General features: G+C 40.0%; 23 protein-coding genes, 1 tRNA gene, 1 other RNA gene and 4 pseudogenes. 23 read left to right on the forward strand and 6 right to left on the reverse strand.

Annotated features, from left to right (window positions below; translation table 11 throughout):
* The first annotated feature begins 17 nt into the window (after positions 1–17).
* From rapZ to M44_RS23865, 5 genes and pseudogenes are all read left to right on the forward strand, one after another.
* On the forward strand, positions 18–914 hold the full coding sequence (gene rapZ, locus M44_RS16130; RefSeq protein WP_010175260.1) for an RNase adapter RapZ: 897 nt from the start codon (positions 18–20) through the stop codon (positions 912–914).
* On the forward strand, positions 907–1,881 hold the full coding sequence (locus tag M44_RS16135) for a gluconeogenesis factor YvcK family protein (RefSeq protein ID WP_010175262.1): 975 nt from the start codon (positions 907–909) through the stop codon (positions 1,879–1,881). Before rapZ ends, M44_RS16135 begins: the two co-directional genes overlap by 8 nt.
* A gap of 141 nt (positions 1,882–2,022) precedes the next feature.
* Positions 2,023–2,522 (forward strand): annotated as a pseudogene (gene whiA / locus M44_RS30075) (DNA-binding protein WhiA); the annotation flags it as partial.
* Positions 2,523–2,576: 54 nt separating this feature from the next.
* The gene (whiA, locus tag M44_RS30080; RefSeq protein WP_010175271.1) at positions 2,577–2,882 is read left to right on the forward strand and encodes a DNA-binding protein WhiA; all 306 of its coding nucleotides are present in this window, start codon (positions 2,577–2,579) and stop codon (positions 2,880–2,882) included.
* A 24-nt stretch (positions 2,883–2,906) separates the two neighbouring features.
* A pseudogene (locus M44_RS23865) lies at positions 2,907–3,159 on the forward strand (HPr family phosphocarrier protein).
* A gap of 522 nt (positions 3,160–3,681) precedes the next feature.
* On the opposite strand, the gene clpP reads toward M44_RS23865, so the two are convergent.
* Positions 3,682–4,278: an ATP-dependent Clp endopeptidase proteolytic subunit ClpP gene (gene clpP, locus M44_RS16155; RefSeq protein WP_010175275.1), complete on the reverse strand. Its 597-nt coding sequence runs from the start codon at positions 4,276–4,278 to the stop codon at positions 3,682–3,684.
* A 231-nt stretch (positions 4,279–4,509) separates the two neighbouring features.
* Here clpP and M44_RS16160 point away from each other — a divergent pair.
* The 15 genes from M44_RS16160 (at position 4,510) to M44_RS16225 (ending at position 18,855) form a co-directional block, all read left to right on the forward strand.
* Positions 4,510–4,581, forward strand: a tRNA-Arg gene (locus M44_RS16160).
* A 66-nt stretch (positions 4,582–4,647) separates the two neighbouring features.
* A complete protein-coding gene (locus M44_RS16165) occupies positions 4,648–4,890 on the forward strand; it encodes a glutaredoxin family protein (RefSeq protein WP_010175276.1) in 243 nt (80 codons plus the stop codon).
* 131 nt (positions 4,891–5,021) lie between these two features.
* Positions 5,022–6,044, forward strand: coding sequence for a sugar-binding transcriptional regulator (locus tag M44_RS16170; protein WP_010175277.1), 1,023 nt, complete (start codon positions 5,022–5,024; stop codon positions 6,042–6,044).
* Positions 6,045–6,098: 54 nt separating this feature from the next.
* Complete coding sequence (gene gap, locus M44_RS16175; protein ID WP_010175278.1) at positions 6,099–7,106, forward strand: type I glyceraldehyde-3-phosphate dehydrogenase; 1,008 nt, start codon at positions 6,099–6,101, stop codon at positions 7,104–7,106.
* Between the two features lie 152 nt (positions 7,107–7,258).
* The gene (locus M44_RS16180; protein ID WP_010175279.1) at positions 7,259–8,443 is read left to right on the forward strand and encodes a phosphoglycerate kinase; all 1,185 of its coding nucleotides are present in this window, start codon (positions 7,259–7,261) and stop codon (positions 8,441–8,443) included.
* A gap of 30 nt (positions 8,444–8,473) precedes the next feature.
* Positions 8,474–9,235: a triose-phosphate isomerase gene (tpiA, locus tag M44_RS16185; protein WP_010175280.1), complete on the forward strand. Its 762-nt coding sequence runs from the start codon at positions 8,474–8,476 to the stop codon at positions 9,233–9,235.
* Positions 9,228–10,763: a 2,3-bisphosphoglycerate-independent phosphoglycerate mutase gene (gene gpmI, locus M44_RS16190; RefSeq protein WP_010175281.1), complete on the forward strand. Its 1,536-nt coding sequence runs from the start codon at positions 9,228–9,230 to the stop codon at positions 10,761–10,763. The genes tpiA and gpmI overlap by 8 nt, the downstream gene beginning before the upstream one ends.
* Before the next feature lie 121 nt (positions 10,764–10,884).
* Positions 10,885–12,177 carry a phosphopyruvate hydratase gene (eno, locus tag M44_RS16195; protein ID WP_010175283.1) on the forward strand — a complete coding sequence of 431 codons (1,293 nt, stop codon included), beginning with the start codon at positions 10,885–10,887 and terminating at the stop codon, positions 12,175–12,177.
* Between the two features lie 267 nt (positions 12,178–12,444).
* On the forward strand, positions 12,445–13,557 hold the full coding sequence (locus tag M44_RS16200) for a M15 family metallopeptidase (RefSeq protein ID WP_010175284.1): 1,113 nt from the start codon (positions 12,445–12,447) through the stop codon (positions 13,555–13,557).
* Between the two features lie 83 nt (positions 13,558–13,640).
* Entirely contained in the window at positions 13,641–13,871 is a 231-nt protein-coding gene (secG, locus tag M44_RS16205; RefSeq protein WP_010175286.1) for a preprotein translocase subunit SecG, read from the forward strand.
* 203 nt (positions 13,872–14,074) lie between these two features.
* Positions 14,075–14,821 (forward strand): alpha/beta hydrolase, encoded by a 747-nt coding sequence (locus M44_RS16210; RefSeq protein ID WP_010175288.1) that lies wholly within the window; start codon positions 14,075–14,077, stop codon positions 14,819–14,821.
* A gap of 48 nt (positions 14,822–14,869) precedes the next feature.
* Positions 14,870–17,239: a ribonuclease R gene (rnr, locus tag M44_RS16215; RefSeq protein WP_420167123.1), complete on the forward strand. Its 2,370-nt coding sequence runs from the start codon at positions 14,870–14,872 to the stop codon at positions 17,237–17,239.
* Between the two features lie 115 nt (positions 17,240–17,354).
* Positions 17,355–17,819, forward strand: a complete 465-nt coding sequence (smpB, locus tag M44_RS16220; RefSeq protein WP_010175293.1) for an SsrA-binding protein SmpB — start codon at positions 17,355–17,357, stop codon at positions 17,817–17,819.
* Between the two features lie 152 nt (positions 17,820–17,971).
* Positions 17,972–18,328, forward strand: a transfer-messenger RNA (tmRNA) gene (gene ssrA, locus M44_RS26455).
* 197 nt (positions 18,329–18,525) lie between these two features.
* Positions 18,526–18,855, forward strand: a complete 330-nt coding sequence (locus tag M44_RS16225) for an alpha-helical endospore appendage domain-containing protein (RefSeq protein ID WP_010175294.1) — start codon at positions 18,526–18,528, stop codon at positions 18,853–18,855.
* A 258-nt stretch (positions 18,856–19,113) separates the two neighbouring features.
* Here M44_RS16225 and M44_RS16230 read toward each other — a convergent pair whose 3' ends face one another.
* On the reverse strand, positions 19,114–19,590 hold the full coding sequence (locus M44_RS16230) for an Lrp/AsnC family transcriptional regulator (RefSeq protein ID WP_010175296.1): 477 nt from the start codon (positions 19,588–19,590) through the stop codon (positions 19,114–19,116).
* A 186-nt stretch (positions 19,591–19,776) separates the two neighbouring features.
* On the opposite strand from M44_RS16230, the gene M44_RS16235 reads away from it, so the two are divergent.
* Positions 19,777–20,706: a DMT family transporter gene (locus tag M44_RS16235; RefSeq protein WP_010175298.1), complete on the forward strand. Its 930-nt coding sequence runs from the start codon at positions 19,777–19,779 to the stop codon at positions 20,704–20,706.
* A gap of 46 nt (positions 20,707–20,752) precedes the next feature.
* A pseudogene (locus tag M44_RS26460) lies at positions 20,753–21,025 on the forward strand (alpha-amylase domain-containing protein); the annotation flags it as partial.
* 61 nt (positions 21,026–21,086) lie between these two features.
* On the opposite strand, the gene M44_RS16245 reads toward M44_RS26460, so the two are convergent.
* On the reverse strand, positions 21,087–21,590 hold the full coding sequence (locus M44_RS16245) for a peroxiredoxin family protein (RefSeq protein ID WP_010175302.1): 504 nt from the start codon (positions 21,588–21,590) through the stop codon (positions 21,087–21,089).
* Between the two features lie 139 nt (positions 21,591–21,729).
* Here M44_RS16245 and M44_RS16250 point away from each other — a divergent pair, with 139 nt between their 5' ends.
* Positions 21,730–22,077 (forward strand): VOC family protein, encoded by a 348-nt coding sequence (locus M44_RS16250; protein WP_010175304.1) that lies wholly within the window; start codon positions 21,730–21,732, stop codon positions 22,075–22,077.
* A gap of 31 nt (positions 22,078–22,108) precedes the next feature.
* Here the strand turns inward: M44_RS16250 and M44_RS30085 are convergent.
* From M44_RS30085 to M44_RS16265, 3 genes and pseudogenes are all read right to left on the reverse strand, one after another.
* Positions 22,109–23,307 (reverse strand): annotated as a pseudogene (locus M44_RS30085) (MFS transporter).
* A 168-nt stretch (positions 23,308–23,475) separates the two neighbouring features.
* Entirely contained in the window at positions 23,476–24,936 is a 1,461-nt protein-coding gene (locus M44_RS16260) for an aldehyde dehydrogenase family protein (protein WP_010175310.1), read from the reverse strand.
* A gap of 119 nt (positions 24,937–25,055) precedes the next feature.
* Positions 25,056–26,672, reverse strand: a complete 1,617-nt coding sequence (locus tag M44_RS16265; protein ID WP_010175312.1) for an MDR family MFS transporter — start codon at positions 26,670–26,672, stop codon at positions 25,056–25,058.
* Positions 26,673–26,677 lie beyond the last annotated feature (5 nt).

A 26,677-nucleotide genomic window follows, 5' to 3' on the forward strand; every position in this document is an offset into this window, starting at 1 on the left:
TATAGGGGGTTAAGGGTATGAGTACAGGATCAGTAGCAGATGTGCAGCTAGTGATTATAACAGGAATGTCTGGGGCAGGTAAAACGGTTGCCATGCAAAGCTTTGAAGATTTAGGATTTTTCTGTGTGGATAATTTGCCTCCAACACTTCTTCCTAAGTTTTTAGAGCTAATGAAAGAATCTGGAAGTAAAATGAATCGTGTGGCTCTTGTGATGGATTTAAGAGGAAGAGAATTCTTTGATCACCTAGTGAAAGCGCTAGACGATTTATCTGAAACGACTTGGATTAGCCCTCAAATTCTATATTTAGATGCAGATGATGCAGCTCTAGTGAGACGCTACAAAGAAACGCGTCGTTCCCATCCATTAGCCCCGTCAGGCCTACCGCTAAAAGGAATCGAACAAGAGCGGGAATTATTAGAAGAGTTAAAAGGAAGAGCTCAACTAATCTACAATACAAGTGAACTCAAACCGAGAGAACTACGAGAAAAGATTATTGGTGAATTTTCTGCGGATAACCAATCTGTCTTTACGGTGAATGTTTTATCCTTTGGCTTTAAGCACGGTCTTCCTATTGATGCCGATTTAGTTTTTGATGTTAGATTCTTACCGAATCCTCATTATATTGAAAACCTACGTCCCCTTACAGGAAAGGATCATGAAGTATCAAACTACGTCTTCAAGTGGAACGATACTCATAAATTCCTAGAAAAAGTTACAGACCTATTGCAATTTATGCTCCCGCATTATAAGCGTGAAGGAAAACGTCAGCTCGTTATCGCCATTGGCTGTACTGGCGGTCAACATCGTTCTGTTGCCCTTGCAGAGCATCTGAGTAAGCACTTCGCTAAGGATTTCCAAACGGTTGTCAATCACCGAGATATTGAAAAAAGAAAGGATCGTGCCCATGCATGATCCTACTCTTCCTAATATAGTCGTCATTGGGGGAGGAACGGGATTACCCGTTTTATTGAGAGGGTTAAAAAAGTATTCTGTCAACTTAACAGCCATTGTAACGGTCGCAGATGATGGTGGAAGTTCTGGTAGACTACGGAATGATTTAGATATTCCTCCTCCTGGTGATGTTAGAAATGTCTTGGCGGCTCTATCTGAAGTTGAGCCATTAGTGGAGCAAATGTTTCAACATCGATTTAATACCGAGAATGAACTTTCTGGTCATTCGTTAGGGAACTTAATTATTGCCGCCTTAACAAGTATTTCAGGCGATTTTGTTCACGCCATTCAAGAAATGAGTCGAGTTTTAAACGTAAAAGGGCAAGTGCTGCCAGCTGCTAACCAAAGCGTTGTCTTGCATGCTAAAATGACGGATGGTTCTGAGGTAGCAGGAGAGTCGGTTATCCCAACGGTTGGGAAAGAAATAGATACGGTATATTTAACGCCAAGTGATGTCAAACCGCTACCTGAAACCATCAAAAGTATCCGTGAAGCAGACTTAATCGTAATTGGTCCCGGTAGTTTATTCACAAGTATATTGCCAAATCTTCTTGTTCCTGAAATCGGTAAGGAAGTGTCAAAGGCATCAGCGCAGAAAGTTTATATTTGTAACATCATGACTCAGGCTGGTGAAACACTAGATTATACAGCAAGTGATCATGTGCAAGCCATATACAGACATATTCATCTTCCTTTTATTGATACCATTTTAGTCAATAATGAAGAAGTTCCAGAAAATCTACAGCTGAAATACGAAAAGGAATTAGCAAAGCCTGTCATATTTGATATTCAGCAATTAGAAAAAATGGGACTAGAGGTAGTTCAAGAGAAAATTATTAGCTATGAAACAGGTATTATCCGGCATGATACTGAAACAGTTGCCAAAATTCTATACTCATTTTTAGAGAGAAAGAATACTATAGAATAAAATACTTACGACTGAAGTAGTGCAAGCGTTTGTTTAGGGAGGTGAACTGGCGTGTCATTTGCATCTGAGACTAAGAAAGAATTGACGAATTTAGAGATTAAAGATTGCTGTGCAAAGTCAGAACTATCAGCACTTATACGAATGAATGGATCATTATCCTTCTCTAATCGAATTCTTGTCGTCAATATTCAAACAGAAAATGCAGCCATTGCAAGACGAATCTATACGTTAATTAAAAAGTTATATGTTGCAGAAGTGGAACTATTAGTTCGAAAGAAAATGAGGCTCAAGAAGAACAATGTCTACATTGTTCGATTAAAAAATAACGCCAAAGAAATTCTAGAAAGTTTAAATATTTTAGAGGACGGATTTACGTTCGTTCATGATATATCAACCAGCTTAATATCCAAAAAATGTTGCAAGAGAAGTTACCTGCGCGGTGCATTTTTAGCAGGTGGATCGGTTAACAACCCGGAAACTTCTTCTTATCACCTTGAAGTATTTTCGTTATATGAAGAGCATAATCAAGCGCTATCAGATTTAATGAATTTCTTCAACTTGAATAGTAAAACACTTGAGAGAAAAAAAGGGTACATCACCTATTTAAAAGAAGCAGAAAAATTACAGAGTTTTTAAATGTTATAGGTGCACATAATGCCCTATTACGATTTGAGGATGTCCGAATCATCCGTGATATGAGAAATTCGGTCAATCGACTTGTTAATTGTGAAACTGCGAACTTAAATAAAACCATTGGTGCAGCTTTGCGCCAAGTTGAAAATATACGCTATATAGAAAGCACAGTAGGATTAAAGATTTTACCTGACAAATTAAGAGAAATCGCAGAGCTGCGAGTTGCCTACCAGGATGTTACTCTCAAAGAATTAGGCGAAATGGTTACAAGCGGAGCTGTAAGTAAATCTGGGATAAACCACCGTTTACGTAAAATTGATCAAATTGCTGATCAACTGCGTTCTGGTGATTCAATATCAATTAAATAACATGAATATAGGGGAGAGATGATCATGGTAGAAAAACACGTTGAAGTATCGCTTAAATCAGGTCTTCAAGCTAGACCAGCTGCTCTGTTTGTACAAGAGGCTAATCGCTTTTCGTCAGAAATTTTCTTAGAAAAGACGGTAAAAAGTAAACGCTAAAAGTATTATGGGACTAATGAGTCTAGCAATTGGTTCTGGAGCAACTGTACTTCTTCAAGCTGACGGTCATGATGAAAATGAAGCGGTTGAAGCCTTAACTAAATTCGTTCAAGAAGATTAATCTGCACTCGCATCGATTGGATGCGAGTGTTTTTTATTTTCTCTAAGTGATGAACATGGCTGATGAGTTCCTTTTTTAGTGGGATTCTTCTTAAGAATACTGACCCAAATTATGTAGTGAGGTGAGTCTAGCTGAAGCCCGAGCGAGTCCGAGTGAGGGGTTTATTAGAATATGAGACACGCGAAAGCGCTCGCGCGTGCCGAAGCAACAAAAATAGAAGAGAAAGAGACTCGCGCCAATGCCAGCGCGAGTCCGAGTGAGGGGTTTTTTAGAATATGGGACACGCGAAAGCGCATGCGCGTGCCGAAACAACAAAAATAGAAGAGAAAGAGACTCGCGCCAATGCCACGAAGCCAGAACAAGGGACTCTCGCTGCCTCCCCCTAAAGTGTCAGTCCACTATCAAATTTCATAGCCTGGCCCTCCAATCGAGACCCTCTAAAATTCCCCACTTCTCTCCAATACCTAGCGAATCCAAAAAAAGAAACACCGCCAATAGGCGATGCTTCTACTTCAATTCTTCTTATTTCTTATCAATATCATGACGAGTAATAATTTTATCAATTAAGCCGTACTCAAGAGCACGTTCTGCTGTCATGAAGTTATCACGGTCTGTATCTTGAGCAATTACGTCAAGAGGTTGACCTGTGCGTTCAGAAAGAATTGTATTTAATTTTTCACGTAGGAAAAGAATACGTTTGGCCGCAATTTCAATTTCAGTTGCTTGACCTTGTGCTCCTCCAAGTGGTTGGTGAATCATAACTTCAGAGTTTGGTAACGCAAAACGTTTACCAGGCTCACCAGCTGCCAGTAGGAATGCACCCATCGAAGCTGCCATTCCAATACAGATGGTTTGTACTTTAGGCTTAATGTATTGCATTGTGTCGTAGATCGCCATACCCGCAGTAATACTTCCACCTGGGGAATTGATGTATAGAGAAATGTCTTTCTCTGGGTTTTCTGTTTCTAGGAATAGAAGTTGAGCAACAATGCTGTTTGCCACATTGTCGTCGATTGCGCTACCCAGCATAATGATGCGGTCTTTAAGTAGACGAGAATAAATGTCGTATGCGCGTTCGCCGCGGTTTGTCTGTTCAATGACTGTAGGAATTAAGTTCATTCTTATTTCCTCCTTAATATTAGCAGGATAACCTGCCTTATTTAGTATGTAATTGCATCATACACCAAAAGGTCAATAAAGGTCAAAGGATATGATTCTTTTTTGACTATTATACTATATGACAGTATGTAAAACCTTTTACCATGATACCCAAAATGTTTGAAAATAAACAAGGTGTATTGCTAAATTATCCTATCTCAACTATAATATTATTTTATATGAGACTTTCTTGCCCTCGTGGTGTAATGGATAACACGTAAGATTCCGGTTCTTGAAATGGGGGTTCGATCCCCTCCGAGGGCGTCAGCAAACCTCTTGCTTACAATGAGAAGCAAGGGGTTTGTTTCTATCTAAAAGGTGGTGGACGGAATGGACAAGCTATTGTTTTACACGAGACCTGGATGTGGTTTATGTGTGGAGGCAAAGGATGTCTTGCTATTAATAGAAGAAGATTTCGATCTAACCGTCGAAGAAATCAATATAGACGAACAGGATCAATTAACAGAGAAGTATGGATTAATGATTCCGGTGGTAGAATATAGGGGAGAAATTGTTCAATTTGGGAACATTGATTATTTTTCGTTAAGTAAACGTTTACAAGCTCGCGGATAAGTTGAAATTCATTTTTAACCCTGTTATGATGTACATGTAAGCAGCAGGGTACTTATTTTTTTAGCCTTAGTGGGACTTAAAATGTCTTAGTGGGACACGAAAAGCCCCAATGGTCAAAGAGGAGCTTTAAAATGAAAACAGTCATTGATATACAAAAGCAATTATTACCCGACCTGCTTGAAATTATGCAGAAGCGTTACCATATTCTTCGAACCATTAAAATGACAGAACCCGTTGGAAGACGAACACTATCTCAGCAAGTTGGCTTAACTGAACGCGTTTTACGAAGTGAAGTAGATTTCCTGAAATCGCAAAACTTGTTACATGTTAAAACCTCCGGGATGACATTATCGAACGATGGTGTGAAGCTCTTACATGAAATGGAAGGTATGATGCGTGAAATATCGGGTATAAACGTAATGGAGCAAAAACTTCAGACGAAACTTGGTATACATAAAGTAGTCGTTGTACCTGGTAATAGCGATCTTGCCCCCTGGGTGAAAGAAGAATTAGGAAGAGCAACTGCAGCAAGTATGAAACAGCACTTATTAGGAAAAAATATCATCGCCGTTACTGGTGGTTCCTCGATGGCATCGGTGGCAGATCATTTATCAAATGATCTACCAGTAGAAGATATTCTCTTTTTACCGGCTAGAGGAGGTATTGGGGAAGATGTTCAAAATCAAGCCAATACGATTTGTAGCAAGATGGCTGTCAAATCAGGAGCTAGGTTTAAAGCTTTGTATGTTCCGGATCAAGTTAGCAAAGAGGTATACAAATCTCTGATGAAAGAACCGGACATTCATGAAATTCTTACGCTACTGAAATCAGCTAATATGGTGTTACATGGAATCGGTGATGCGGTGACCATGGCAGAAAGAAGAAAAACGAAGGAAGAAGATATGGAGAAAATCCATCGACTTCAAGCCGTAGGTGAGGCATTTGGGTACTATTTTAACGAACAAGGTGAAGTCGTCCATAAAGTTCCAACAGTTGGACTACAACTTGATGATCTATCCCAAATACCTGTTGTACTTGCTGTAGCTGGAGGAGAATCAAAAGCGAAAGCAATCACAGCCTATATGAAACAAGCTCCTACTAATACCATTCTCATCACAGATGAAGGAGCCGCAACCACGCTTTTAAAAGGGTAAATTACCCTTTTGAAATATATAACAGCCTTAACGATTAAAAGGAGGAAGTTTAACATGGCAGTAAAAATTGGTATCAATGGTTTTGGACGTATCGGACGTAACGTATTCCGTGCAGCTCTAGAAAATTCAAATGTAGAGGTAGTAGCAGTTAATGATTTAACAGATGCTAACATGCTTGCTCACTTACTTCAATACGATACAGTTCACGGAACTCTTAAACAAGAAGTTAAAGTTGACGGTGACTACCTAGTAGTTGGCGACCAACGCGTAAAAGTTCTTGCAGAGCGTGACCCTGCTCAACTTGGTTGGGGAGATCTTGGTGTAGAAGTAGTAGTAGAATCTACTGGTCGTTTCACTAAGCGTGCAGATGCTGCGAAACATTTAGAAGCTGGTGCGAAGAAAGTTATCATTTCTGCTCCTGCAAACGAAGAAGATATCACAATCGTTATGGGTGTTAACGAAGACAAATACGATGCAGCTAATCACCACGTTCTTTCAAATGCATCTTGTACGACAAACTGTTTAGCTCCATTCGCGAAAATTCTTAACGACAAGTTCGGATTAAAACGCGGTATGATGACAACAGTTCACTCCTATACAAATGACCAACAAATTTTAGATTTACCACATAAAGACTACCGTCGTGCTCGTGCTGCGGCAGAAAATATTATCCCAACTTCTACTGGTGCAGCGAAAGCCGTTTCTCTAGTATTACCTGAACTTAAAGGTAAATTAAACGGTATGGCTATGCGTGTTCCAACTGCGAACGTTTCTGTTGTTGACTTAGTTGCTGAGCTAGACAAAAACGTAACAGTTGAAGAAGTAAACGCAGCATTCAAAGAAGCAGCTGAAGGTGAACTTAAAGGTATCCTTGCATACAGCGAAGAGCCATTAGTATCTACTGACTACAATGGTAGCACTGCATCTTCTACAGTTGATGCTCTATCTACTATGACTCTAGAAGACAACATGGTAAAAGTACTTTCTTGGTATGACAACGAAACTGGTTACTCTAACCGTGTAGTTGACCTTGTTGATTATATCGCTTCTAAAGGACTTTAATCCTAGAAGAAATCCTTCGATAGATATCGTTGGATAATGCATCAGCATGCATCTATAATGAGGATTGTAAGGGGAGCGGGGTACAAATCCCCTCTCCTCTTTCTGTTTTCTAAAAGAGCAAAGTGCTCACACACTAAAGGAGGCCTTTTGCAATGAACAAGCAAAGCATTAAAGATGTGGATGTAAAAGGAAAACGCGTTTTCTGTCGTGTAGACTTTAACGTACCTATGAAAGACGGAAGCATCACAGACGAAACTCGTATTCGTGCAGCCATTCCTACAATTCAGCACCTTGCAGACCAAGGGGCAAAAGTAATCTTAGCTAGCCACCTAGGCCGTCCAAAAGGAGAGGTTGTAGAAGAACTACGCTTAACTCCAGTGGCAGCACGTCTTTCTGAATTAATGAACAAAGATGTGAAAAAAGTGGATGAAGCTTACGGAGATGCGGTCCTTGCAGAAGTAAGCAAGATGGAAGATGGCGACATTCTTCTACTTGAGAACGTACGCTTCTACCCAGGTGAAACAAAGAATGATCCAGAACTTGCAAAAAACTTTGCTGTCTTAGCAGACGTATATGTAAACGATGCATTTGGTGCAGCTCACCGTGCGCACGCTTCGACAGAAGGTATTGCTAAACACATTCCAGCGGTTGCAGGACTTTTAATGGAGAAAGAACTTGATGTACTTGGTAAAGCTCTTTCTAATCCAGAACGTCCATTCACTGCCATTATTGGTGGAGCAAAAGTAAAAGACAAAATCGGTGTAATCGATAATCTTTTAGATAAAGTAGATAACTTAATTATCGGTGGAGGTCTTGCTTATACATTCGTTAAAGCTCAAGGCCACGAGGTTGGTAAATCTCTACTAGAAGAAGATAAAATTGATTTAGCTAAACAATTTATGGCAAAAGCAGAAGAAAAAGGCGTAAAGTTTTATATGCCAGTTGATGTAATAGTTGCAGATGATTTCTCTGATTCTGCTAATCAAAAAGTGGTATCCATTGAAGAAATTCCAGCGGATTGGGAAGCATTAGATATCGGTCCGAAAACAACTGAATTATACGCAGGTGTAATTAAAGAATCTAAGCTTGTCATTTGGAACGGACCTATGGGTGTATTTGAACTAGAATCTTACGCAAAAGGTACAAAAGGTGTTGCTGAAGCACTTGCTGATTCAACAGATACATACTCTGTAATCGGTGGTGGGGACTCTGCTGCTGCTGTTGAGAAATTTGGTTTAGCAGAAAAAATGAGCCACATTTCAACAGGTGGAGGAGCTTCTCTTGAATTTATGGAAGGAAAAGAGCTTCCAGGAGTAGTAGCCCTAAACGATAAATAATCCGATTTGAAAAACGAAAGGATGAGCAAAATGCGTAAACCAATTATCGCAGGTAACTGGAAAATGCATAAAACAATGGCAGAAGCAAAAGCATTCGCTGAGGAAGTTAGTGGACTAGTTCCATCTTCTGAAAAAATCGAATCTGTGATTTGCTCACCAGCATTATTCTTAAAAGACCTAGTAGAAGTAACGAAAGAGTACCCAGTTGAAATTGGTGCTCAAAACATGCACTTTGAAGAAAGCGGTGCGTTCACTGGTGAAAATAGTCCAGTTGCATTAGCAGATTTAGGTGTAAAATATGTTATTCTTGGTCACTCAGAACGCCGAGAAATGTTCAATGAAACAGATGAGAGCGTCAATAAAAAGACTCTTGCTGCATTCAAGCATAACCTTGTACCAATCGTATGCGTTGGTGAATCTTTAGAAGAGCGTGAAGCAAATGAAACAAAAGCCATCGTTGAAAACCAAGTGAAAAAAGCCCTTGCTGGTCTTACTGAAGAGCAAGTAAAAGAAACGGTTATCGCATATGAGCCGATCTGGGCAATTGGAACAGGTAAATCCTCAACGGCAGCTGACGCTAACGAAGTATGTTCTCATATTCGTCAAGTTGTAGCATCTGTATTCTCTACTGATGCAGCAGAAGCCATCCGTATTCAATACGGTGGAAGCGTGAAGCCTGGTAACATCAAAGAATATATGGCAGAATCTGATATTGATGGTGCCCTAGTAGGAGGAGCAAGCTTAGAAGCTCAATCTTTCCTACAGCTTTTGGAGGCAGGTTCTCATGAGTAAGTCTCCAACAGCTTTAATTATTCTTGATGGCTTTGCATTCCGTGAAGAACAAAAAGGAAATGCAGTAGCACAAGCCAACAAGCCAAACTTTGATCGTTTATGGAATCAATATCCTCACAGTGAGCTTACAGCAAGCGGTGAAGCCGTTGGACTTCCAGAAGGTCAAATGGGTAACTCAGAAGTAGGTCACTTAAACATAGGTGCTGGCCGAATTGTTTACCAAAGCTTGACACGTGTAAACGTGGCCATCCGTGAAGGTGAATTTGCTCAAAATGATACCTTCCTAAATGCTATGAATCATGCAAAGGAAAGCGGCACCGCCCTTCACATCATTGGACTTTTATCTGATGGTGGAGTACACAGTCATATCAACCATATGTACGCACTTCTTCGCTTAGCGAAAGAAGAGGGCATTGATCAAGTGTATGTACATGGATTCCTTGATGGACGTGACGTATCACCTAAATCTGCAGAACGTTTTATCACAGAAGCAGAAGAAATGATGAAGGAAATTGGTGTAGGAGAATTTGCTTCAATTTCTGGTCGCTATTACTCTATGGACCGCGATAAACGCTGGGACCGCGTGGAAAAATCATACCGCGTAATGGTATACGGAGAGGGTCCAAGCTACACATCTGCATTAGATGTAGTGAAAGACTCTTATGAAAATGGAATTTACGATGAGTTCGTTGTCCCTTCAGTCATTGTAAAAGAAAACGGTGAACCTGTAGCAACGATCTCAACCAACGACAGCGTAATTTTCTATAACTTCCGTCCAGACCGTGCGATTCAAATTTCTAACACGTTCACAAACAAAGACTTCCGTTCGTTCGATCGTGGGGAAGGGCATCCTGAAAACCTTCACTTCGTTTGCTTAACTCACTTTAGTGAAACGGTTGACGGCTATGTAGCATTTAAGCCAATGAACTTAGATAACACTCTAGGTGAAGTTCTAGCTCAAAACAACTTAAAGCAGCTACGAATTGCTGAAACAGAAAAGTATCCTCACGTTACCTTCTTTATGAGCGGTGGACGTGAAGAAGAGTTCCCAGGTGAAAAGCGCATTCTAATCGATTCACCTAAAGTGGCAACCTATGATTTAAAGCCTGAAATGAGCGCTTATGAAGTAACGGACGCGTTACTAGCTGAAATTCAAGCAGACAACCATGATGCCATTATTTTAAACTTCGCTAACCCAGATATGGTAGGTCACTCAGGTATGCTTGAGCCGACCATCAAAGCCATTGAAACGGTTGACGAGTGCTTAGGTAAAATCGTTGACTTGATCATAGAAAAAGGTGGAACAGCGATTATTACAGCTGACCACGGAAATGCTGATGAAGTCATTACATTAGCAGGTGACCCAATGACGGCTCATACAACCAACCCTGTACCTGTTATCGTAACAAAAGAGGGAGTAGAGCTTCGTGACGGTGGAATTCTTGGAGACCTTGCACCAACCATGCTTGATCTTTTAAATGTAGACCAACCTGCAGAAATGACAGGGACTTCATTACTTAAAAAATAAGTAGTCAGCTAGAGCTGTTAGGATAGGTACCGCCTAACTCTAGCTAACACTTCCGTATGTTTTAATAAAAATTGTAAGATAATAATGGCAGCAAAGCCAATTTAAAAGGAGAGAAACCAATATGCCAATCATTACTGAAGTATATGCACGCGAAGTATTAGATTCTCGTGGTAACCCAACTGTAGAAGTAGAAGTTTACACTCAATCTGGCGCATTCGGACGCGCACTTGTTCCTTCTGGAGCATCTACTGGTGAGTACGAAGCCGTAGAACTACGTGATGGTGACAAAGGTCGCTACCTTGGTAAAGGTGTAGAAAAAGCGGTAGAAAACGTAAACACTGTAATCGCTGAAGAAATCATCGGTTTCGATGTAATTGATCAAGTAGGAATCGACAAAGCGATGATCGAGCTTGACGGTACAGAAAACAAAGGGAAACTAGGTGCGAACGCAATCCTTGGTGTGTCTATGGCAGTAGCGCGTGCAGCAGCTGATTACCTTGAAATTCCACTATACCAATACCTTGGTGGATTCAACACGAAACAACTTCCAGTACCAATGATGAACATCGTTAACGGTGGTGAGCACGCGGATAACAACGTTGATATCCAAGAATTCATGGTTATGCCTGTTGGTGCTCCAACATTCAAAGAAGCTCTACGTATGGGTGCTGAAATTTTCCACGCCCTTAAAGCAGTTCTTAAAGACAAAGGTCTTAATACAGCTGTTGGTGACGAAGGTGGATTTGCTCCAAACCTAGGTTCTAACGAAGAAGCTCTTTCCACAATTATTGAAGCAATCGAAAAAGCTGGTTACAAGCCAGGTGAAGAAGTACTACTTGCAATGGACGTTGCTGCTTCTGAAATTTATAACAAAGAAGACGGTAAATACCACCTTTCTGGTGAAGGTGTAGTTCGCTCATCTGCTGAAATGGTAGACTGGTACGAAGAAATGTGCAACAAATATCCTATCGTTTCAATTGAAGATGGTTTAGATGAAAACGACTGGGAAGGTTTCAAACTATTAACTGACCGTATTGGCGGAAAAGTTCAACTTGTTGGGGACGACCTATTCGTAACAAATACAAGCAAATTAGCTCAAGGTATCGAGCAAGGTATTGGAAATTCAATCCTTATCAAAGTAAACCAAATCGGTACATTAACTGAAACATTTGATGCAATTGAAATGGCAAAACGCGCTGGTTACACTGCAGTTATCTCTCACCGTTCTGGTGAAACGGAAGATAGCACAATCGCTGACATCGCAGTGGCAACAAACGCTGGTCAAATCAAAACAGGTGCACCATCTCGTACAGACCGCGTTGCGAAATACAACCAATTACTACGTATCGAAGATCAATTAGCTGACACAGCGGAGTATCTTGGTGCGAAAACATTCTATAACCTTAAAAAGTAATAACTTATAAGATGAGACGATCTCTTTTGGGAGGTCGTCTTTTTTTGTATTTTTTTTGGGGTGAAGGCGCAGGGGCAGTCGGATTTAGGAGTCGAGACGCAGGGAGGTAGTGGGAAGGAGCAGTAGAGGAGAAAAAAGCGACCCACAAGACCTAGCCCCTTAAAGCCCCCCACCAAATGAATCATTGTCAAACCTACTAAAAGGGTTTATGCTCTAATAGGTAGAATAAACCCAACAAAAAATTGCCTAAGGGCGAGGAGTGTTAACATGAAGAACTGGTTAGTAGCCGTAGTGGCTAGCATGCTAGTGTTATCGGCATGTGCGTCTAATTCTCAGAAAGAACCAAACAACGAAGAAACGAAAGAGCCCATAACCAAAACAGAAACTCCTAAACAAGAGGATACGATGGTAGAGGCTCAGCCTAACGTCCAGCAGATTGTGAATGGATTTTACAATAATGAAGTAGTGAAAACAGAAGATGAGCAGAATAAAGAGGATGTAGTTAAGGAACTAGAGAAGTATGCCTCTTCTGAGTTCGTGGCTACTTTTATACAAGATTATTTTAACGAAACGGATTCAAAGTTAACTCTCATACCAATGGATCCCCCGTTATATATGGATACTACAAAAGAAATGGATCTTGAGCCTCTATCTAATACAGAGTATGTAGCCTCTCAAACGAATACGACAGACATGGATGGAACGTACACAATCCAAACTACTTTCGAAGTGATAGAGGACAAATGGAAGATAACTGGTGTTCAATTTGAATATCCAGAGAGTGAAAAAGAGGGTGGTAACACGATTGCTGCTAATTATGATAGTGTGGAAGCCGTGATTAATAAAGAGTTCCACCTGCCAGATGACTATATTCCAGCAGATTTAGTCGAGCCGACTGTACCGTTCCCATTTGAAGAAGATCTTCCGAAAAAGCTTTTAAGACAAGAAGCCGCTACTGCACTAGAAGAGATGTTTGAAGGTGCAAAAGCAGATGGTATCGAGCTTTTAGCTGCATCAGGGTACCGGTCATTTGAAACACAGGACTATTTATTTGAGGCGTATGCTGCTGAACACGGGGAAGAAGCTGCAAATAAATTCAGTGCACGACCAGGGCAAAGTGAACACCAAACCGGTCTTGCTATGGATGTCACTAGTAGAAGTGCAGGGTATGCGATCGGTGATGTCTTCGGTGAAACCGTTGAAGGAGACTGGGTAGCTAATCACGCGTGGGAATATGGCTTTATTATCCGTTATCTGGAAGGAAAAGAGGATATAACAGGGTACAAATACGAGCCATGGCATTTACGATATGTTGGTAAGGATTTAGCCCAAAAAGTATACGAAGCAGGGGTCACACTTGAAGAGTACTTCGGCTTATAATAAATGATTCAGTCTATTGTGACGGTTACCTACCTATGGTAAAATATATCTAATGGATTGTTCGCTATCAGGAGGTGGATCTAGTGTATACATTATCAGTTGTACTACTTATCATTGTATCTATTGGTTTAATTGGAGTGGTTCTTCTTCAATCAGGTAAAAGTGCAGGTCTTTCAGGAGCGATTTCTGGAGGTGCTGAACAGCTTTTTGGTAAGCAAAAAGCAAGAGGAATTGATTTAGTACTTCACCGTGTGACGGTTGTACTTTCAGTGCTGTTCTTTATCTTAACGATTGCTGTTGCATACTTTAGCTAATCTATAGAAAATAGGTTGTCCAAAGGGATTTGACTCTCATACCAGCATCCATCATTTGGGTTCATACCCAAAGTAGGGAGGAGAGAGGCGATTCGTTCGGACAACCTTTTTTATTTTACTAAGAAGCCTTTATAATAGAATTTCCTTACATAGTTTGTTTACAATAGTAAGTAAGACTAGATACTAAAGGAGAAGTTAGCACCATGAAAACTGTTTTACCAAAACCATTTACATTTGAATCCGGGCCCCGAGCGGTCTTACTCCTACATGGATTTACAGGGAATTCTGCAGACGTTAGGATGCTAGGACGATTTTTAGAGAAGAAAGGGTATACGTCTCATGCCCCTCATTATAAAGGGCATGGTGTGCCGCCAGAAGAGTTAGTTCATACAGGACCAGAAGACTGGTGGGAAGATGTCATGAACGGGTATCGTCACTTAAAAGAGTTGGGATATGAAGAGATTGCTGTTGCTGGTCTATCTCTAGGTGGGGTATTTTCCTTGAAATTAGGTTACACTGAAAATGTTAAGGGTATTGTTCCAATGTGTGCACCAATGTATATAAAAAGTGAAGAAGTCATGTATCAAGGTGTCGTCGAGTATGCACGAGATTTCAAAAAATTCGAAGGCAAAGACGCTGATACAATTGAAAAAGAAATCGAAGAATTTAAGAAAACTCCAATGGGAACATTGAAAGCTTTACAAGAATTGATTGCTGAGGTTCGGGGTGAGGTGGATATGATCTACACACCAACTTTTGTTGTACAAGCTCGTCATGACCATATGATTAATACAGATTCTGCTACTATTATATATAACGAAGTTGAATCAACCAACAAACACATCAAGTGGTATGAGGAATCTGGCCATGTCATTACTCTTGATAAAGAGAAAGAACAGCTACATGAAGATGTGTATAGCTTTTTAGAAAGCTTAGATTGGAAAGTATAATAAAGCGTTGCCATTGGTTTTATAGGAGGGATTAAGATGGACGAAATAATGAAGCAGCATGTGGATCGGGTGCTGAGCTATATGAAAGATGAGGCCTATAAGCCACTAACGGTTCAAGAATTAGAAGAAGCCTTTGGAATTCAAGGGTCAGAGACCTTTAAGGAATTTGTGAAGGCATTAGTCTATATGGAAGAAAAAGGTCTTATTATTCGAACCAGAAGTAATCGTTATGGTCTGCCTGAAAAAATGAATCTAGTACGAGGAAGACTATCTGCCCATGCGAAAGGCTTTGCTTTTGTCATCACGGATGAACCAGGAATGGATGACATCTTTATTCCTCCTAGTGAAACAAATAATAGTATGAACGGTGATACCGTATTGGTACGTGTATCCTCTGAAAGCTCTGGTTCTAGACGAGAAGGGACCGTTGTGCGGATTATTGAGCGAGGCGTCACTCAAATTGTTGGAACCTATACAGAAAGCAAGCACTTTGGGTTTGTGATTCCAGATGATAAGAAATTTGCTAGCGATATTTTTATTCCGAAAGCAGCAAACAATGGAGCCATTGAAGGACATAAGGTTGTGGTCAAGATTACGACCTATCCAGAAGGGCGCAAAAGTGCAGAAGGAGAAGTTATGGACATCCTTGGTCATAAGAATGACCCAGGTGTAGATATCCTTTCTGTTATTCACAAGCACGGTATTACGGTTGATTTTCCTCAGGCTGTTATGGAGCAAGCAAATGATACCCCTTCTGAAATCGATCCATCTGAAATCGGAAATCGTCGTGATTGCCGAGACGATGTGATTGTGACGATTGACGGAGCCGATGCAAAGGATTTAGATGATGCAGTGTCTGTTGTGACATTAGAGAACGGTCATCATAAATTAAGCGTACATATCGCAGATGTTACCTATTATGTGACAGAAGATTCTCCTATTGATGTAGAGGCTGGAGAAAGAGGCACGAGTGTTTACTTAGTAGACCGAGTGATACCGATGATTCCACACCGTTTATCAAACGGTATCTGTTCGTTAAATCCCCACGTAGACCGTTTAACGTTATCTTGTGATATGGAGATTAATGCAAATGGTGAAGTGGTCAAGCACGATATTTACCAAAGTGTTATCAAAACAAATGAGCGTATGACCTACTCGGATGTAAATAAAATCTTAGTAGACAAAGACGAAGCTTTACGTGAACGCTATGAACCACTCGTTCCGATGTTCGAAGAAATGGAAAAGCTAGCGGCCATTTTACGTCAAAAACGTATGGACCGCGGTGCTATTGATTTTGACTTTAAAGAATCAAAGGTACTAGTAAATGAAGATGGTCATCCTACTGATGTGGTTCTACGTGAACGTTCAGTTGCAGAGAAGCTCATTGAAGAGTTTATGCTCGTGGCAAATGAAACCGTAGCTGAGCACTTCCACTGGATGAATGTACCGTTTATTTATCGTATCCATGAAGATCCAAAAGAAGAAAAGCTCCAGCGTTTCTTTGAATTCATCACAAACTTTGGATTGGTGGTAAAAGGGAAAGCCAATAGTATCCATCCTCGTGCCCTTCAAGAAATCATTGAAGCGGTAGAGGGAAAGCCAGAGGAGATGGTCGTTTCCACAGTTATGCTGCGCAGTATGCAACAAGCAAAGTATGACCCTGATAGCCTAGGTCACTTTGGTCTTTCAACAGAGTTTTATACTCATTTCACATCACCCATTAGACGATACCCTGATTTAATCGTTCACCGCTTAATTAGAACGTATTTAATTGAAGGAAAAGTGGATGAGACGACTCAAGCTAAGTGGAGAGAGTTAACTCCTGCCATTGCTGAACATACATCTAAAATGGAGCGTCGTGCCGTAGATGCAGAACGTGAAACAGATGACCTGAAAAAAGCAGAGTATATGCTAGATAAAATTGGCGAGGAATTTGATGGGATTATTAGCTCTGTCACGAATTTTGGAATGTTTGTAGAGCTATCCAATACGATTGAAGGTCTTGTTCACGTGAGTTATATGACGGACGATTATTACCGCTTTGATGAGCGCCATATGGCGATGATTGGAGAACGTACGGGTCAAGTATTCCGTATTGGAGACGAGATTACGGTACGAGTTGTGAATGTGAACAAAGATGAACGAGCAATCGATTTTGAAATTGTTGGCATGAAAACGGTGAATCGTCCACCAAGAGGCGAGAAGCGCACATTCGTAGCTGACAGAGGTCGTCCACGCAAAAAAGGATCATCTGATCGTGACCGAGAGAGAGACCGTGGGAATAATCGCGGAGCGTCTAAAGAGAGCGGGGAACGTCTCCAAACGAATGATGAATGGTCCACACAACCTCCAAAGAAGAAAAAGAAGAAACGATTTTACGATAATGCACCAAAAGCGAAGCGTAAAAAGAAGAAGTAAGGAGTGAAGGTTAAAAGGGTTCTTTCCTTTTAACCTTTCTTTGTCCTTTTACTTGCTTATAAAACGAGTGTTATCATACAATAATAGAATGCCCAGCAAGAAGGGGGATGTTACAATGCCAAAGGGTACAGGAAATGTTATTGCTCAAAACAGAAAAGCAAATCACGATTACTTTATAGAAGAGACGTATGAAGCAGGAATTGTGCTTCAAGGAACGGAAATTAAATCGGTCCGTCAATCCCGAGTGAATTTAAAAGAAAGCTTCGCGAAAATCCAAAATGGCGAAGTGTTTGTGTACAACATGCACATCAATGCGTATGAACAAGGGAATCGTTACAATCATGATCCTATTCGTACACGAAAGTTACTTCTTCATAAAAAACAAATCAACAAGCTGATTGGCCTTACAAAGGAAAAAGGCTATTCACTTGTACCACTGAAGCTCTATATAAAAGATGGCTATGCCAAGGTTTTATTAGGTCTCGCTCGTGGTAAAAAGAACTATGATAAGCGTGAATCTCTTAAAAAGAAAGAGGCCAATCGTCAAATTGAGCGAGCATTCAAGGATCGTCAACAATAGTTTCAAGGTATTTCCATTTGAAACATTACGGATTTATGCTATACTAGTGTCAGTCGCAAGAGATGCGGCAACTTCTTAAGCTCCTATCTTTTAGAGCTTCCGAACGTACAAGTTGCTTGAACCTAACACGTTCAGTATGCTTTTCCTAACTTGGGGACGTTACGGATTCGACAGGGATGACTAGGGCTTAAGTTGCGAGTCGGAGGGATCGTCTTCGTCATCAACGTCAAGAATTATAACTGGCAAACAAAACAATTTCGCTTTAGCAGCGTAAGCTAGCTAGCGGCTCCGCCTTTCCATCGCCCATGTGGAATTGACCGGGGCTCAACTTTAGTGGGATACGCCGGAGTTCACCGTCTGAGGACAAAGGAAGAGAAGAACCAGACTAGCTGTTCGGACGCCGGTCGATAGGCAGATGATACAGCGAAACTCTAATATATCGACTACACTCGTAGAAGCTTAAGTTGAGGTGTTTCTGGACGTGGGTTCGACTCCCACCGTCTCCACCATACATAACTTGGTGGAATACTCAAAATTAATGGATTTGACAATATAACTAAAGAGGTACCCCTATAAATTAGTGGGTACCTCTTTTTACTGTTTTCTAGTACTATTACACATTTCATTAAAATGGTACAAGTATCTGTTCCACTTTAGCATGTCTCTCATAGGATAAAGTGAAAATACGAAAGGAGAGATCATCGAAATGGAAAAGAAACAATTAGTCGAAGCAAGAGAGTTATTAGAAGGGGTAATGGAAATACAACCTAAGGGAGGATTAGATTTAGAAGAGCTTTTAAGAGGTGGAGTTATTCTATCTGCGATTTTAACAGAATTAGCCGCAGCCGATTTACTATCAGCTGAAGCAGCTAAAGTAAGATTATTTGTAGATAGTTATTCTGGATCCTTTAATACTGAACAAGTACTTGAAGCAAATAGAACCGTTGCATCTGTAGCACAATCCATCTGCTGTATTAAAAAATCGGTTGTAGCTGAATTAGGTCTTGCATTTGGTGACGACGTGTCGAATAGCTAATTTAGGTAAACAGAAAGGAGAACAGATTCTTATAGGACAACCTGTTCTTCTTTTTTTATTTGTCATCAGTCGAACTCTATTTAATCAATAACAATCGTATCGTTTAATACATTGTTATTTTATTAATTTGAATGATACAAAAACACATTACAGTACAACATTCTCCGATGATCAAAAATTATTGAAACCTTAGGGAACGAACACATATTAATGCGTAAAGGATGAAACACTGTATAATTGTTCACACCCCATCTTTTCTTATACCCGTATCGGTAGTACAGTTGAATACTTAACCTCTCTCAGCGCCAAGCTCGTTTGAATCTTGGTAACCGCCATTTCATTTAATCTCCGAATAAAGGACTCCAATCCTTTACGGTCCTTACACGCCACTTTTAACAAGTAATCGTATTCCCCGGTTAAACAGTGACACTCCATAATCTCCTTCATTGAATGGAGAGTGCTTTCTAACGTTTTAAGTTTTTCCGCTTCATGAAGGTTGGTACTGATAAAGACAAAACTTAGGAGATCAAATCCAAGCTTTTCATGATTTAATATGGCCACCTGTTTATGAATGTACCCATCAGATTCCAATCTTTTAATTCGCCCATGAACTGCTGGAGCCGATAACTGAACGCGTTTTGAGATTTCTAAATTGCTTATCTGCCCATCCTTTTGAAGTAAATCTAAAATGTGGAGATCAATGGGGTCTAGCACTCTATTTACAATCGATTCCATGAGTCTTCCTCCTATGAATATTATTCAGAATAATGGAGCAAAAATATTCACTATCAAAATATTAGTAAGAATATAAACTTTTTTACCTTATGAAATTTCGTTTTTAATTCATTATACAAATGATCATTCAGTTTTTATAGGAGAATGGTAAAATATATATACATTAAATCGCAGGAGTTAACTCATATGAAGTATTATGGATTACTTTTATTAACCAGCTTTCTCTGGGGTGGAAATTTTATTGTCGGAAAAACACTTGTTCATTATGGAGACCCTGTTACGCTAACTGTGTTAAGATGGGCGATTGCGGTCATAAGCTTGATTCCTGTTGTATGGTGGAAGGAAAAAAAGCTGTGGCCGCCAATGAAAGCCATCCTGCCACTTTTCCTCATGGGAATAACAGGCGTAGCACTATTTCAAGCATTACAGTTTATGGCTCTTGAGCAGACATCTGCAACAAACGTTGGCTTAATTTCTACATTGAATATGTTCTCCATTGCGGCATGCTCGTATCTCTTCTTAAAAGAGAAAATGAATAGTTTGCAGTTTTTTTCTATGCTGTTATCCTTAGTAGGTGTATTGCTTGTGCTTTCAAAAGGAGATCTACAAACTATTTTGTCCCTTCAGTTTAATCCAGGGGATATATTTATGGTAGCTGCGGTTTTGATGTGGGGGATTTATTCTGTTTGCAGTAAATGGGCTATGAAAATGGTTAGTCCTATGATGTCCATCTTGTATTCTGGGATTTTTGGTCTCGTGGTGATGATCCCTTTTGCAGTCAATCGCTTTCATATTGTAACGATAGATGTACCTTTTTTACAAGCTATTTTGTATACGGGTCTTATATCAACGGTCTTTTGCATGGTTCTTTGGAATGTGGGAGTCAAACATCTAGGTCCAAGTACGTCTGGATTATTTCTAAACTTTAACCCCATTTTTACAGCAATGTTAGCCTTTCTCTTCCTAGGAGAAAAGATGACGGTTATGCAAGCAGTAGGCAGCATCATCGTGATCATAGGTTGTGTGCTATTTTCTTTCTTGAAGTCTAAACCTAGTATTCAATTAGTGCCTGATACCGTAGTCATAGGGGATTCGATTAAGCCAGTAAGACAATGATATATGAAATTTGTGTAAAATATAATAAAAGTATACGTATTCTTTCTATGCAAAGGGTTCTCAGCATGATTACTTAAATCACTGGGACATTATAGGATGGACTCTTGAGGGAGTTAGCTTACGTCAGAAATCAGGATTAGCTACACTGATTACAGATGGACCTGGTGGAAACAAGTGGATGTATGTTGGGAAACAAAATGCAGGGGAGACATGGAAAGACATGACAGGGAACCGCTCTGATCAGGTAGTCATTAACCAGGATGGCTGGGGGAACTTTTATGTTAACGGAGGCTCTGTCTCTGTATATGTACAGCAATAATCCGCGGATTGTCATAGAGTAAGAGAAACCGTGCGGGTCATGACCCGTACGGTTATTCTTTTTACTTCATTTGCTTTTGAATGTATTGAACGATTTTGCGAAGCTCCGTTGTAGTTGGGCGTCCAAAGGGACTTGTTTGTTTTTGTTGATACAGTAATTCTCCTTTTTCGTTTACAAGGAAATAGGCAGGTTCACCGTGTGCTCCGTGATCTTCATATGGTGCTTCCTCATCGTGATAGAAGACATCAAATGCCTTTAAAGCTTCTAATTTTTCATCAGCTAAGATAGGAAAAGTTAGATTGTTTTCTTCGGCCATGTTCTTTAGGCCTTCAAGTTTATCTGTTGAAATGGTGATAATGTTGACATTTTTCCCTTCGAAGAAGCTTTTGCTTTCTTCTAAACTAGTTAAGTCTTGTACACAAACCGGGCACCAAGCTCCTCTAAAGAAGATAATGAGATGCCATTCCGAGTGTTGATTTTGGTGTTCCTCAAAGTTAAATGTTTCTCCAGTTGTTGAAGGTAATGTGAAATTTGGTATACGGTCACGTAGGGTAAAAGTAGCCACAATAATTCCTCCCTTTACTATATTTAATACTCTTATATAGTACCCGGGTTTTACAAATATAAATGTAAGATGGCTAACCATTTTATTCTTCTGAAATATTCGATATAGTGGAATAAAGAATAGTGAAAGGAGATGGAATATGAAAATTATAGGCTTTCGATACGTAACCGTGAGCAATCAATGTGATGAAATGGTAGACTTCTTTCAAAATCAGTTAGGCCTTGAAAACACGTATGAAAACCAAGAGGGCTACAACGGTGGAATATTTAAAGCCGATCATAGCTGGTTAGAGTTTTGGAAAGCGGGAGAAAATATGCCTCCTATGACGATGATCCAACTGATTGTAGAGAACGCTGATGAGTTTGCTAGCAGCTTGGAAGGGAAAGGCTTAGAACTTCAAGGTCCTTTTGAACAGCACGGAGAGAGAATGTATTCTATGAAGGCGCCAAATGGTATGCCAATTACGTTTCAATCGAACATAGAATAAAGGAAAAAAACCAGATGATTTCTCATCTGGTTTAACTTACTCTTTGTTCAAGTTCTAAAGGCTGTTGCATTTTATTTCTCGTATAGAAGAAGACAGTAATCAGGACGGAAAGTGAACCAATGATCACTCCCATCATCTGTAGTCCAACGAGGTCCAAAAGCATACCAGTCATGAGTAACACTACTTGGAAAATAATACGGTCTAACATATTACGGAAGGAGAAGAATCGACCGTGATATTCTTTAGGCATTCGCGTTTGAAATATGGTTGCAGCAGTAGGAAAGAAGCAGCCGACAGAAAATCCGAACAACGTAAAGGCAACAACGGATAAAATGGGTTGGTCTGCAAATACTAACATGATTTGGGCAATACCTATTAAGAATGAAAAGAAAAAGAGAATCTGATAAGGCGAACGTTTTCCGCTAATTTTCTTCACAAAGAAGGCACCTATCATAAATGCAATTCCCTCTGCTGTATAGATCCATCCTTTTATAGCTGAACTGTCTTGCAGTTCACTAATGCTTATAACCATTAAATTAAATCCACCAATAAACAACAATGGAACTAATGTCATAATTAAGGTCATAAGAACAATCGGTCGGCCTTTAATAATGGGGAAGACTTCTTTAAACCCGCTCTTTTCTCGTTCTTTCGTAGTCGTTTTTCAACTATTTCTTCATCTATTTTTAATAGAAATGTTAAGAGAAACAGACCTAGGTAGGCTAGTAGAGAAAGAATATACAGCTGGGATAAGCTCATGATGACTAGAAATATACCAGCGATAGCTGTACCGATGACACGTGAAAGAGTAGAAACGTTCATATGAACTCCATTCATTTGAAGCAATTCCTTTTCTTTAACGACTAACGGTATAGCTGCCTGTAAAGCAGGGAAATAAAAAGCAGCTGAAACTTGAATGGTAATTAAAAAGGCTAGCATCCACCATACTGAATCTTGTTGAATGGCTACCAGCATAAACAAAACACTCATTGACCGAACAAAACCTGATACTAACATGACCTTCTTTTTAGATAGCTGGTCTGTCATTCTTCCAGCCATTGGCCCTACTACTATTCCAGCCAACAGCCCTACACCTAAAATGACAGATTTAAGAAAATCCGATGGCACCTTCGCTTGGAGAAACTCAAGATTTCCAATGATCCCTAACCATAATCCTATTCCTGCAACAAATTCACCGATCAACAGAATCCAAACATTTTTGTTTTCCACATGTGCAGTACCTCGCTCATTTATTTCGACTCTCTAAATATACTACAAATGAATGGATTAGAGTATGAATTTTACTCAAATATAAATGGGAAATTCTAGAGAAATTGTTCATAGAAAAGAGAAACCCTAACAGAAAGTAGGATTTCTCTTTTTAATCTTTCGTCATTATTATTGGATAAACGGTGAATAATCACGTTTGTCTCGTTGAATGGATACCCACTTCACTGTCGTAAATTCCTCTAGAGCCCATTCCCCGTTAAATCGACCAAGACCTGATTTCTTTTCTCCACCAAAAGGCATATGTGGCTCATCATTCACCGGCTGATCATTGATGTGAATCATTCCAGTCTCCACTTCACGTGCAATGCGCATTGCGCGGTCCAGGTCTCTGGAATGAATCGCACCGCTGAGTCCATAAGGAAGTTCGTTTGCTAATGACAATACCTCATCCTCTGATTGGAAGGTCATTATGGCCGCTACTGGACCAAAAATTTCGTTTTGAACAATGCTCATACTTTGTTTTACATCCGTTAAGATGGTTGGTTCTAGTACATTACCTTCAGCTTGTCCACCGTGCAGGAGGGTTGCTCCTTCTTTTGTACTTTCCTCTACTAGGTCAAGGATACGGTCAACTTGATCTCTAGAAATAAGTGGTCCAATATGAGTCGTTTTAGCTGAAGGATCACCAAACTCCAGCTCCTTCACTCTTTTTAGAAATGCTTCTGTAAAATCATTTGCAATCTTTTCATCTATCATAAAGCGGTTGATGCTCATACAAATTTGACCTTGATGATAAAACTTGCCAAATAATGCAGATTCAACTGCTTGTTCAATATCAGCATCCTCTAATACGATAAATACGTTATTGCCCCCAAGCTCAAGAGCCGTTTTCTTAAGGTGTTTTCCAGCAAGCTCTCCAATATGTTGCCCTACATCCGTAGACCCTGTAAAGGAAATCAATCGTGGAATTGGGTTCACAATCACTTCATCCCCAATTTCTGAACTTTTCCCAACTACAACATTTAACAATCCCTTTGGTAGGCCTGCCTCTTCAAAAATACTTGCAAAGATTAATCCACCCGTAACAGGTGATTTAGTGGACGGTTTTACGACCACAGCATTTCCAGTTGCAAGAGCGGTTATGATAGAACGCACCGCTAAATGGAATGGGAAATTCCAAGGACTGATAACTCCGACTACTCCTAGTGGATCACGATATACCCGATTTTCTTTCCCCTCAGTGATACTTGGAAGAACTTTTCCTTCCATTCTAAAAGGATACGTAGCAGCCTCTCTCATAATGTTAAGGGATACATCCACTTCACCCATTGATTTCATAAATGTACTGCCAGTTTCTTTTATCATCCATTCTACTATTACATCTCTTTCTGACTCGACAATGTCGATGGCTTTATATAAAATCTCCTGCTTCTTTTGGGGTAATGTGTTCTTCCAGTCCTTCTGTGCTAGTTTCGCTACTTCATAAGCATTTTTGACATCTTCCTTTGATGCAGCGCTAATAGAAAGGATGGATTCCTGTGTAAAAGGATTTTGAACATCAATGGTCCCCTCACCTGTTCCTTTCTGCCATTCTCCGTTTATATACACTTTCTCAAAGTTTGTATTCAAACTTGCTCACTCCTTATTTATGTCTATTCCATGTTTTCACCCTTTAAAAAATTTCAAACATGGTTGAACACACTGGAGAATAGAAAAACCTCACTTCTGTCCGAAGTGAGGTAGCTTTCTTATTTTGCTTCTGCTTGAACGGTCGCTTTCACCGGAGTTCCTTCTTTTTCCTCATCATGATTGGATGTGCGAAGTGGAATTTCTTTTAAGAAGAAGGTTGTAATAAACCCAAGTATAACGACACAAGCCCCCACAATAAATACACCATTTAAGCCAAAGTTCAATGCTTCTTTTAAAGTTAGGATTAATTGGTCGAACATGCCCGTCATTTCAGCCGGAACTGTACCACGAATTGTCTCTAATTGATCTGGATCCATCAAAGCTTGCGGATCTTGAAGCATGGCAACGGTATCTCCTTGTGGTGAATCGGCAGGAGGTGTAGGTAATTCACTTTGGGCTAAACGCTCTTCCATTAAATTCCCCATAACAGCACCAAAGATGGCTACACCTATGGTCCCACCAATTTGACGGAATGTCTGCATCGCAGAAGTAGCGACTCCTAAATATTTATGACTCACTGCATTTTGAACTGTAATATTAAACACAGGCATGTTCATACCTAAACCAATTCCCACAATGACTAGTTGAAAAATAATCTGCCACAGAGGTGAATTTACTTCAAGTGTAGAATTCAAATACAACCCTGCTGCCATAACAACAAATCCTACTAGTGAAAAAGCCTTGTACTTACCTGTCTTCGTAATTAAGTTTCCAATAATAATACTTGCTGCTACCATGGAAATCGTCATCACCATCTCAATTAAGCCTGAAACAGTTGCAGATCGACCCAACACACCCTGAACGTAAAATGGTACGTACATAATCGCGCCAAACATCCCCATACCTAAGAAGAAGCCTGCAATATTTGACACCGTAAATACGCTGTTCTTAAATAAGTGAAGCGGTAAAACAGGGCTCTTTGCCACTTTTAACTCTACCCATATGAACGTAAGGAGGGAAAGGACGCTTAATGAAAATAATCCGATAATTTCAAAAGAAGCCCATTCATACCTTCCTCCTGCCCAGCTAAAGCCTAATAACAGAGTAATAATCATGGCGCTTAAAGCTAGCGAACCTAAATAATCAACTGGCTCTCGTTCTTCAGGACGATTATGGCTAGGATACAATTTGAAGATTAAAGCAAATGCTATGAAGCCGAGTGGTAGGAACAACCAGAAGACCCAGTTCCAAGCATAGTTATCCACAATATATCCACCAAGTGTAGGCCCGAATAAACTGGAAAGTCCAAACGTAGCGCCCATTAATCCCTGCCAACGGCCACGCTCACGTGGACTAAACAAATCTCCCACGGTTGTAAAGGCAGAACTCATAATCATCCCTGCACCAAAACCTTGGAACCCACGATATAAAATTAATTGAATAATCGTATCTGATGTACCACTCATGAAGGCACCAATCATAAAAATACCGATACCGATTAAGATGAAGATTTTACGTCCATAAATATCCGATAACTTTCCAACTAGCATCGCGGTAATCGTTGACGTTAACATGTAAATCGTAAAGACCCAATCAAAATATTCCATACCACCGATTTGCCCAACAATCTTAGGCAATGCTGTACCGACGATGGTCATATTGACTGCCGCAAAAAACATAGCCCCCATCACAGCAATCATAATAGACACTTTTGTCCGTTGATCTAAATGCTCCATAACGT

This window comes from Bacillus coahuilensis m4-4 (assembly GCF_000171615.1).
Taxonomy (GTDB): domain Bacteria; phylum Bacillota; class Bacilli; order Bacillales; family Bacillaceae_K; genus Bacillus_T; species Bacillus_T coahuilensis.

What these genes read in the sequence shown, in the direction of transcription:
- M44_RS16225 (WP_010175294.1), top strand. Translation starts at nt 18,526, where the DNA reads ATGGAAAAGAAACAATTAGTCGAAGCAAGAGAGTTATTAGAAGGGGTA.
- whiA (WP_010175271.1), top strand. Translation starts at nt 2,577, where the DNA reads ATGAGAAATTCGGTCAATCGACTTGTTAATTGTGAAACTGCGAACTTA.
- tpiA (WP_010175280.1), top strand. Translation starts at nt 8,474, where the DNA reads ATGCGTAAACCAATTATCGCAGGTAACTGGAAAATGCATAAAACAATG.
- M44_RS16180 (WP_010175279.1), top strand. Translation starts at nt 7,259, where the DNA reads ATGAACAAGCAAAGCATTAAAGATGTGGATGTAAAAGGAAAACGCGTT.
- clpP (WP_010175275.1), bottom strand. Translation starts at nt 4,278, where the DNA reads ATGAACTTAATTCCTACAGTCATTGAACAGACAAACCGCGGCGAACGC.
- M44_RS16135 (WP_010175262.1), top strand. Translation starts at nt 907, where the DNA reads ATGCATGATCCTACTCTTCCTAATATAGTCGTCATTGGGGGAGGAACG.
- smpB (WP_010175293.1), top strand. Translation starts at nt 17,355, where the DNA reads ATGCCAAAGGGTACAGGAAATGTTATTGCTCAAAACAGAAAAGCAAAT.
- M44_RS16210 (WP_010175288.1), top strand. Translation starts at nt 14,075, where the DNA reads ATGAAAACTGTTTTACCAAAACCATTTACATTTGAATCCGGGCCCCGA.
- eno (WP_010175283.1), top strand. Translation starts at nt 10,885, where the DNA reads ATGCCAATCATTACTGAAGTATATGCACGCGAAGTATTAGATTCTCGT.
- rnr (WP_420167123.1), top strand. Translation starts at nt 14,870, where the DNA reads ATGAAGCAGCATGTGGATCGGGTGCTGAGCTATATGAAAGATGAGGCC.
- rapZ (WP_010175260.1), top strand. Translation starts at nt 18, where the DNA reads ATGAGTACAGGATCAGTAGCAGATGTGCAGCTAGTGATTATAACAGGA.
- M44_RS16230 (WP_010175296.1), bottom strand. Translation starts at nt 19,590, where the DNA reads ATGGAATCGATTGTAAATAGAGTGCTAGACCCCATTGATCTCCACATT.
- M44_RS16250 (WP_010175304.1), top strand. Translation starts at nt 21,730, where the DNA reads ATGAAAATTATAGGCTTTCGATACGTAACCGTGAGCAATCAATGTGAT.
- gpmI (WP_010175281.1), top strand. Translation starts at nt 9,228, where the DNA reads ATGAGTAAGTCTCCAACAGCTTTAATTATTCTTGATGGCTTTGCATTC.
- M44_RS16165 (WP_010175276.1), top strand. Translation starts at nt 4,648, where the DNA reads ATGGACAAGCTATTGTTTTACACGAGACCTGGATGTGGTTTATGTGTG.
- M44_RS16235 (WP_010175298.1), top strand. Translation starts at nt 19,777, where the DNA reads ATGAAGTATTATGGATTACTTTTATTAACCAGCTTTCTCTGGGGTGGA.
- M44_RS16170 (WP_010175277.1), top strand. Translation starts at nt 5,022, where the DNA reads ATGAAAACAGTCATTGATATACAAAAGCAATTATTACCCGACCTGCTT.
- M44_RS16200 (WP_010175284.1), top strand. Translation starts at nt 12,445, where the DNA reads ATGAAGAACTGGTTAGTAGCCGTAGTGGCTAGCATGCTAGTGTTATCG.
- M44_RS16265 (WP_010175312.1), bottom strand. Translation starts at nt 26,672, where the DNA reads ATGGAGCATTTAGATCAACGGACAAAAGTGTCTATTATGATTGCTGTG.
- gap (WP_010175278.1), top strand. Translation starts at nt 6,099, where the DNA reads ATGGCAGTAAAAATTGGTATCAATGGTTTTGGACGTATCGGACGTAAC.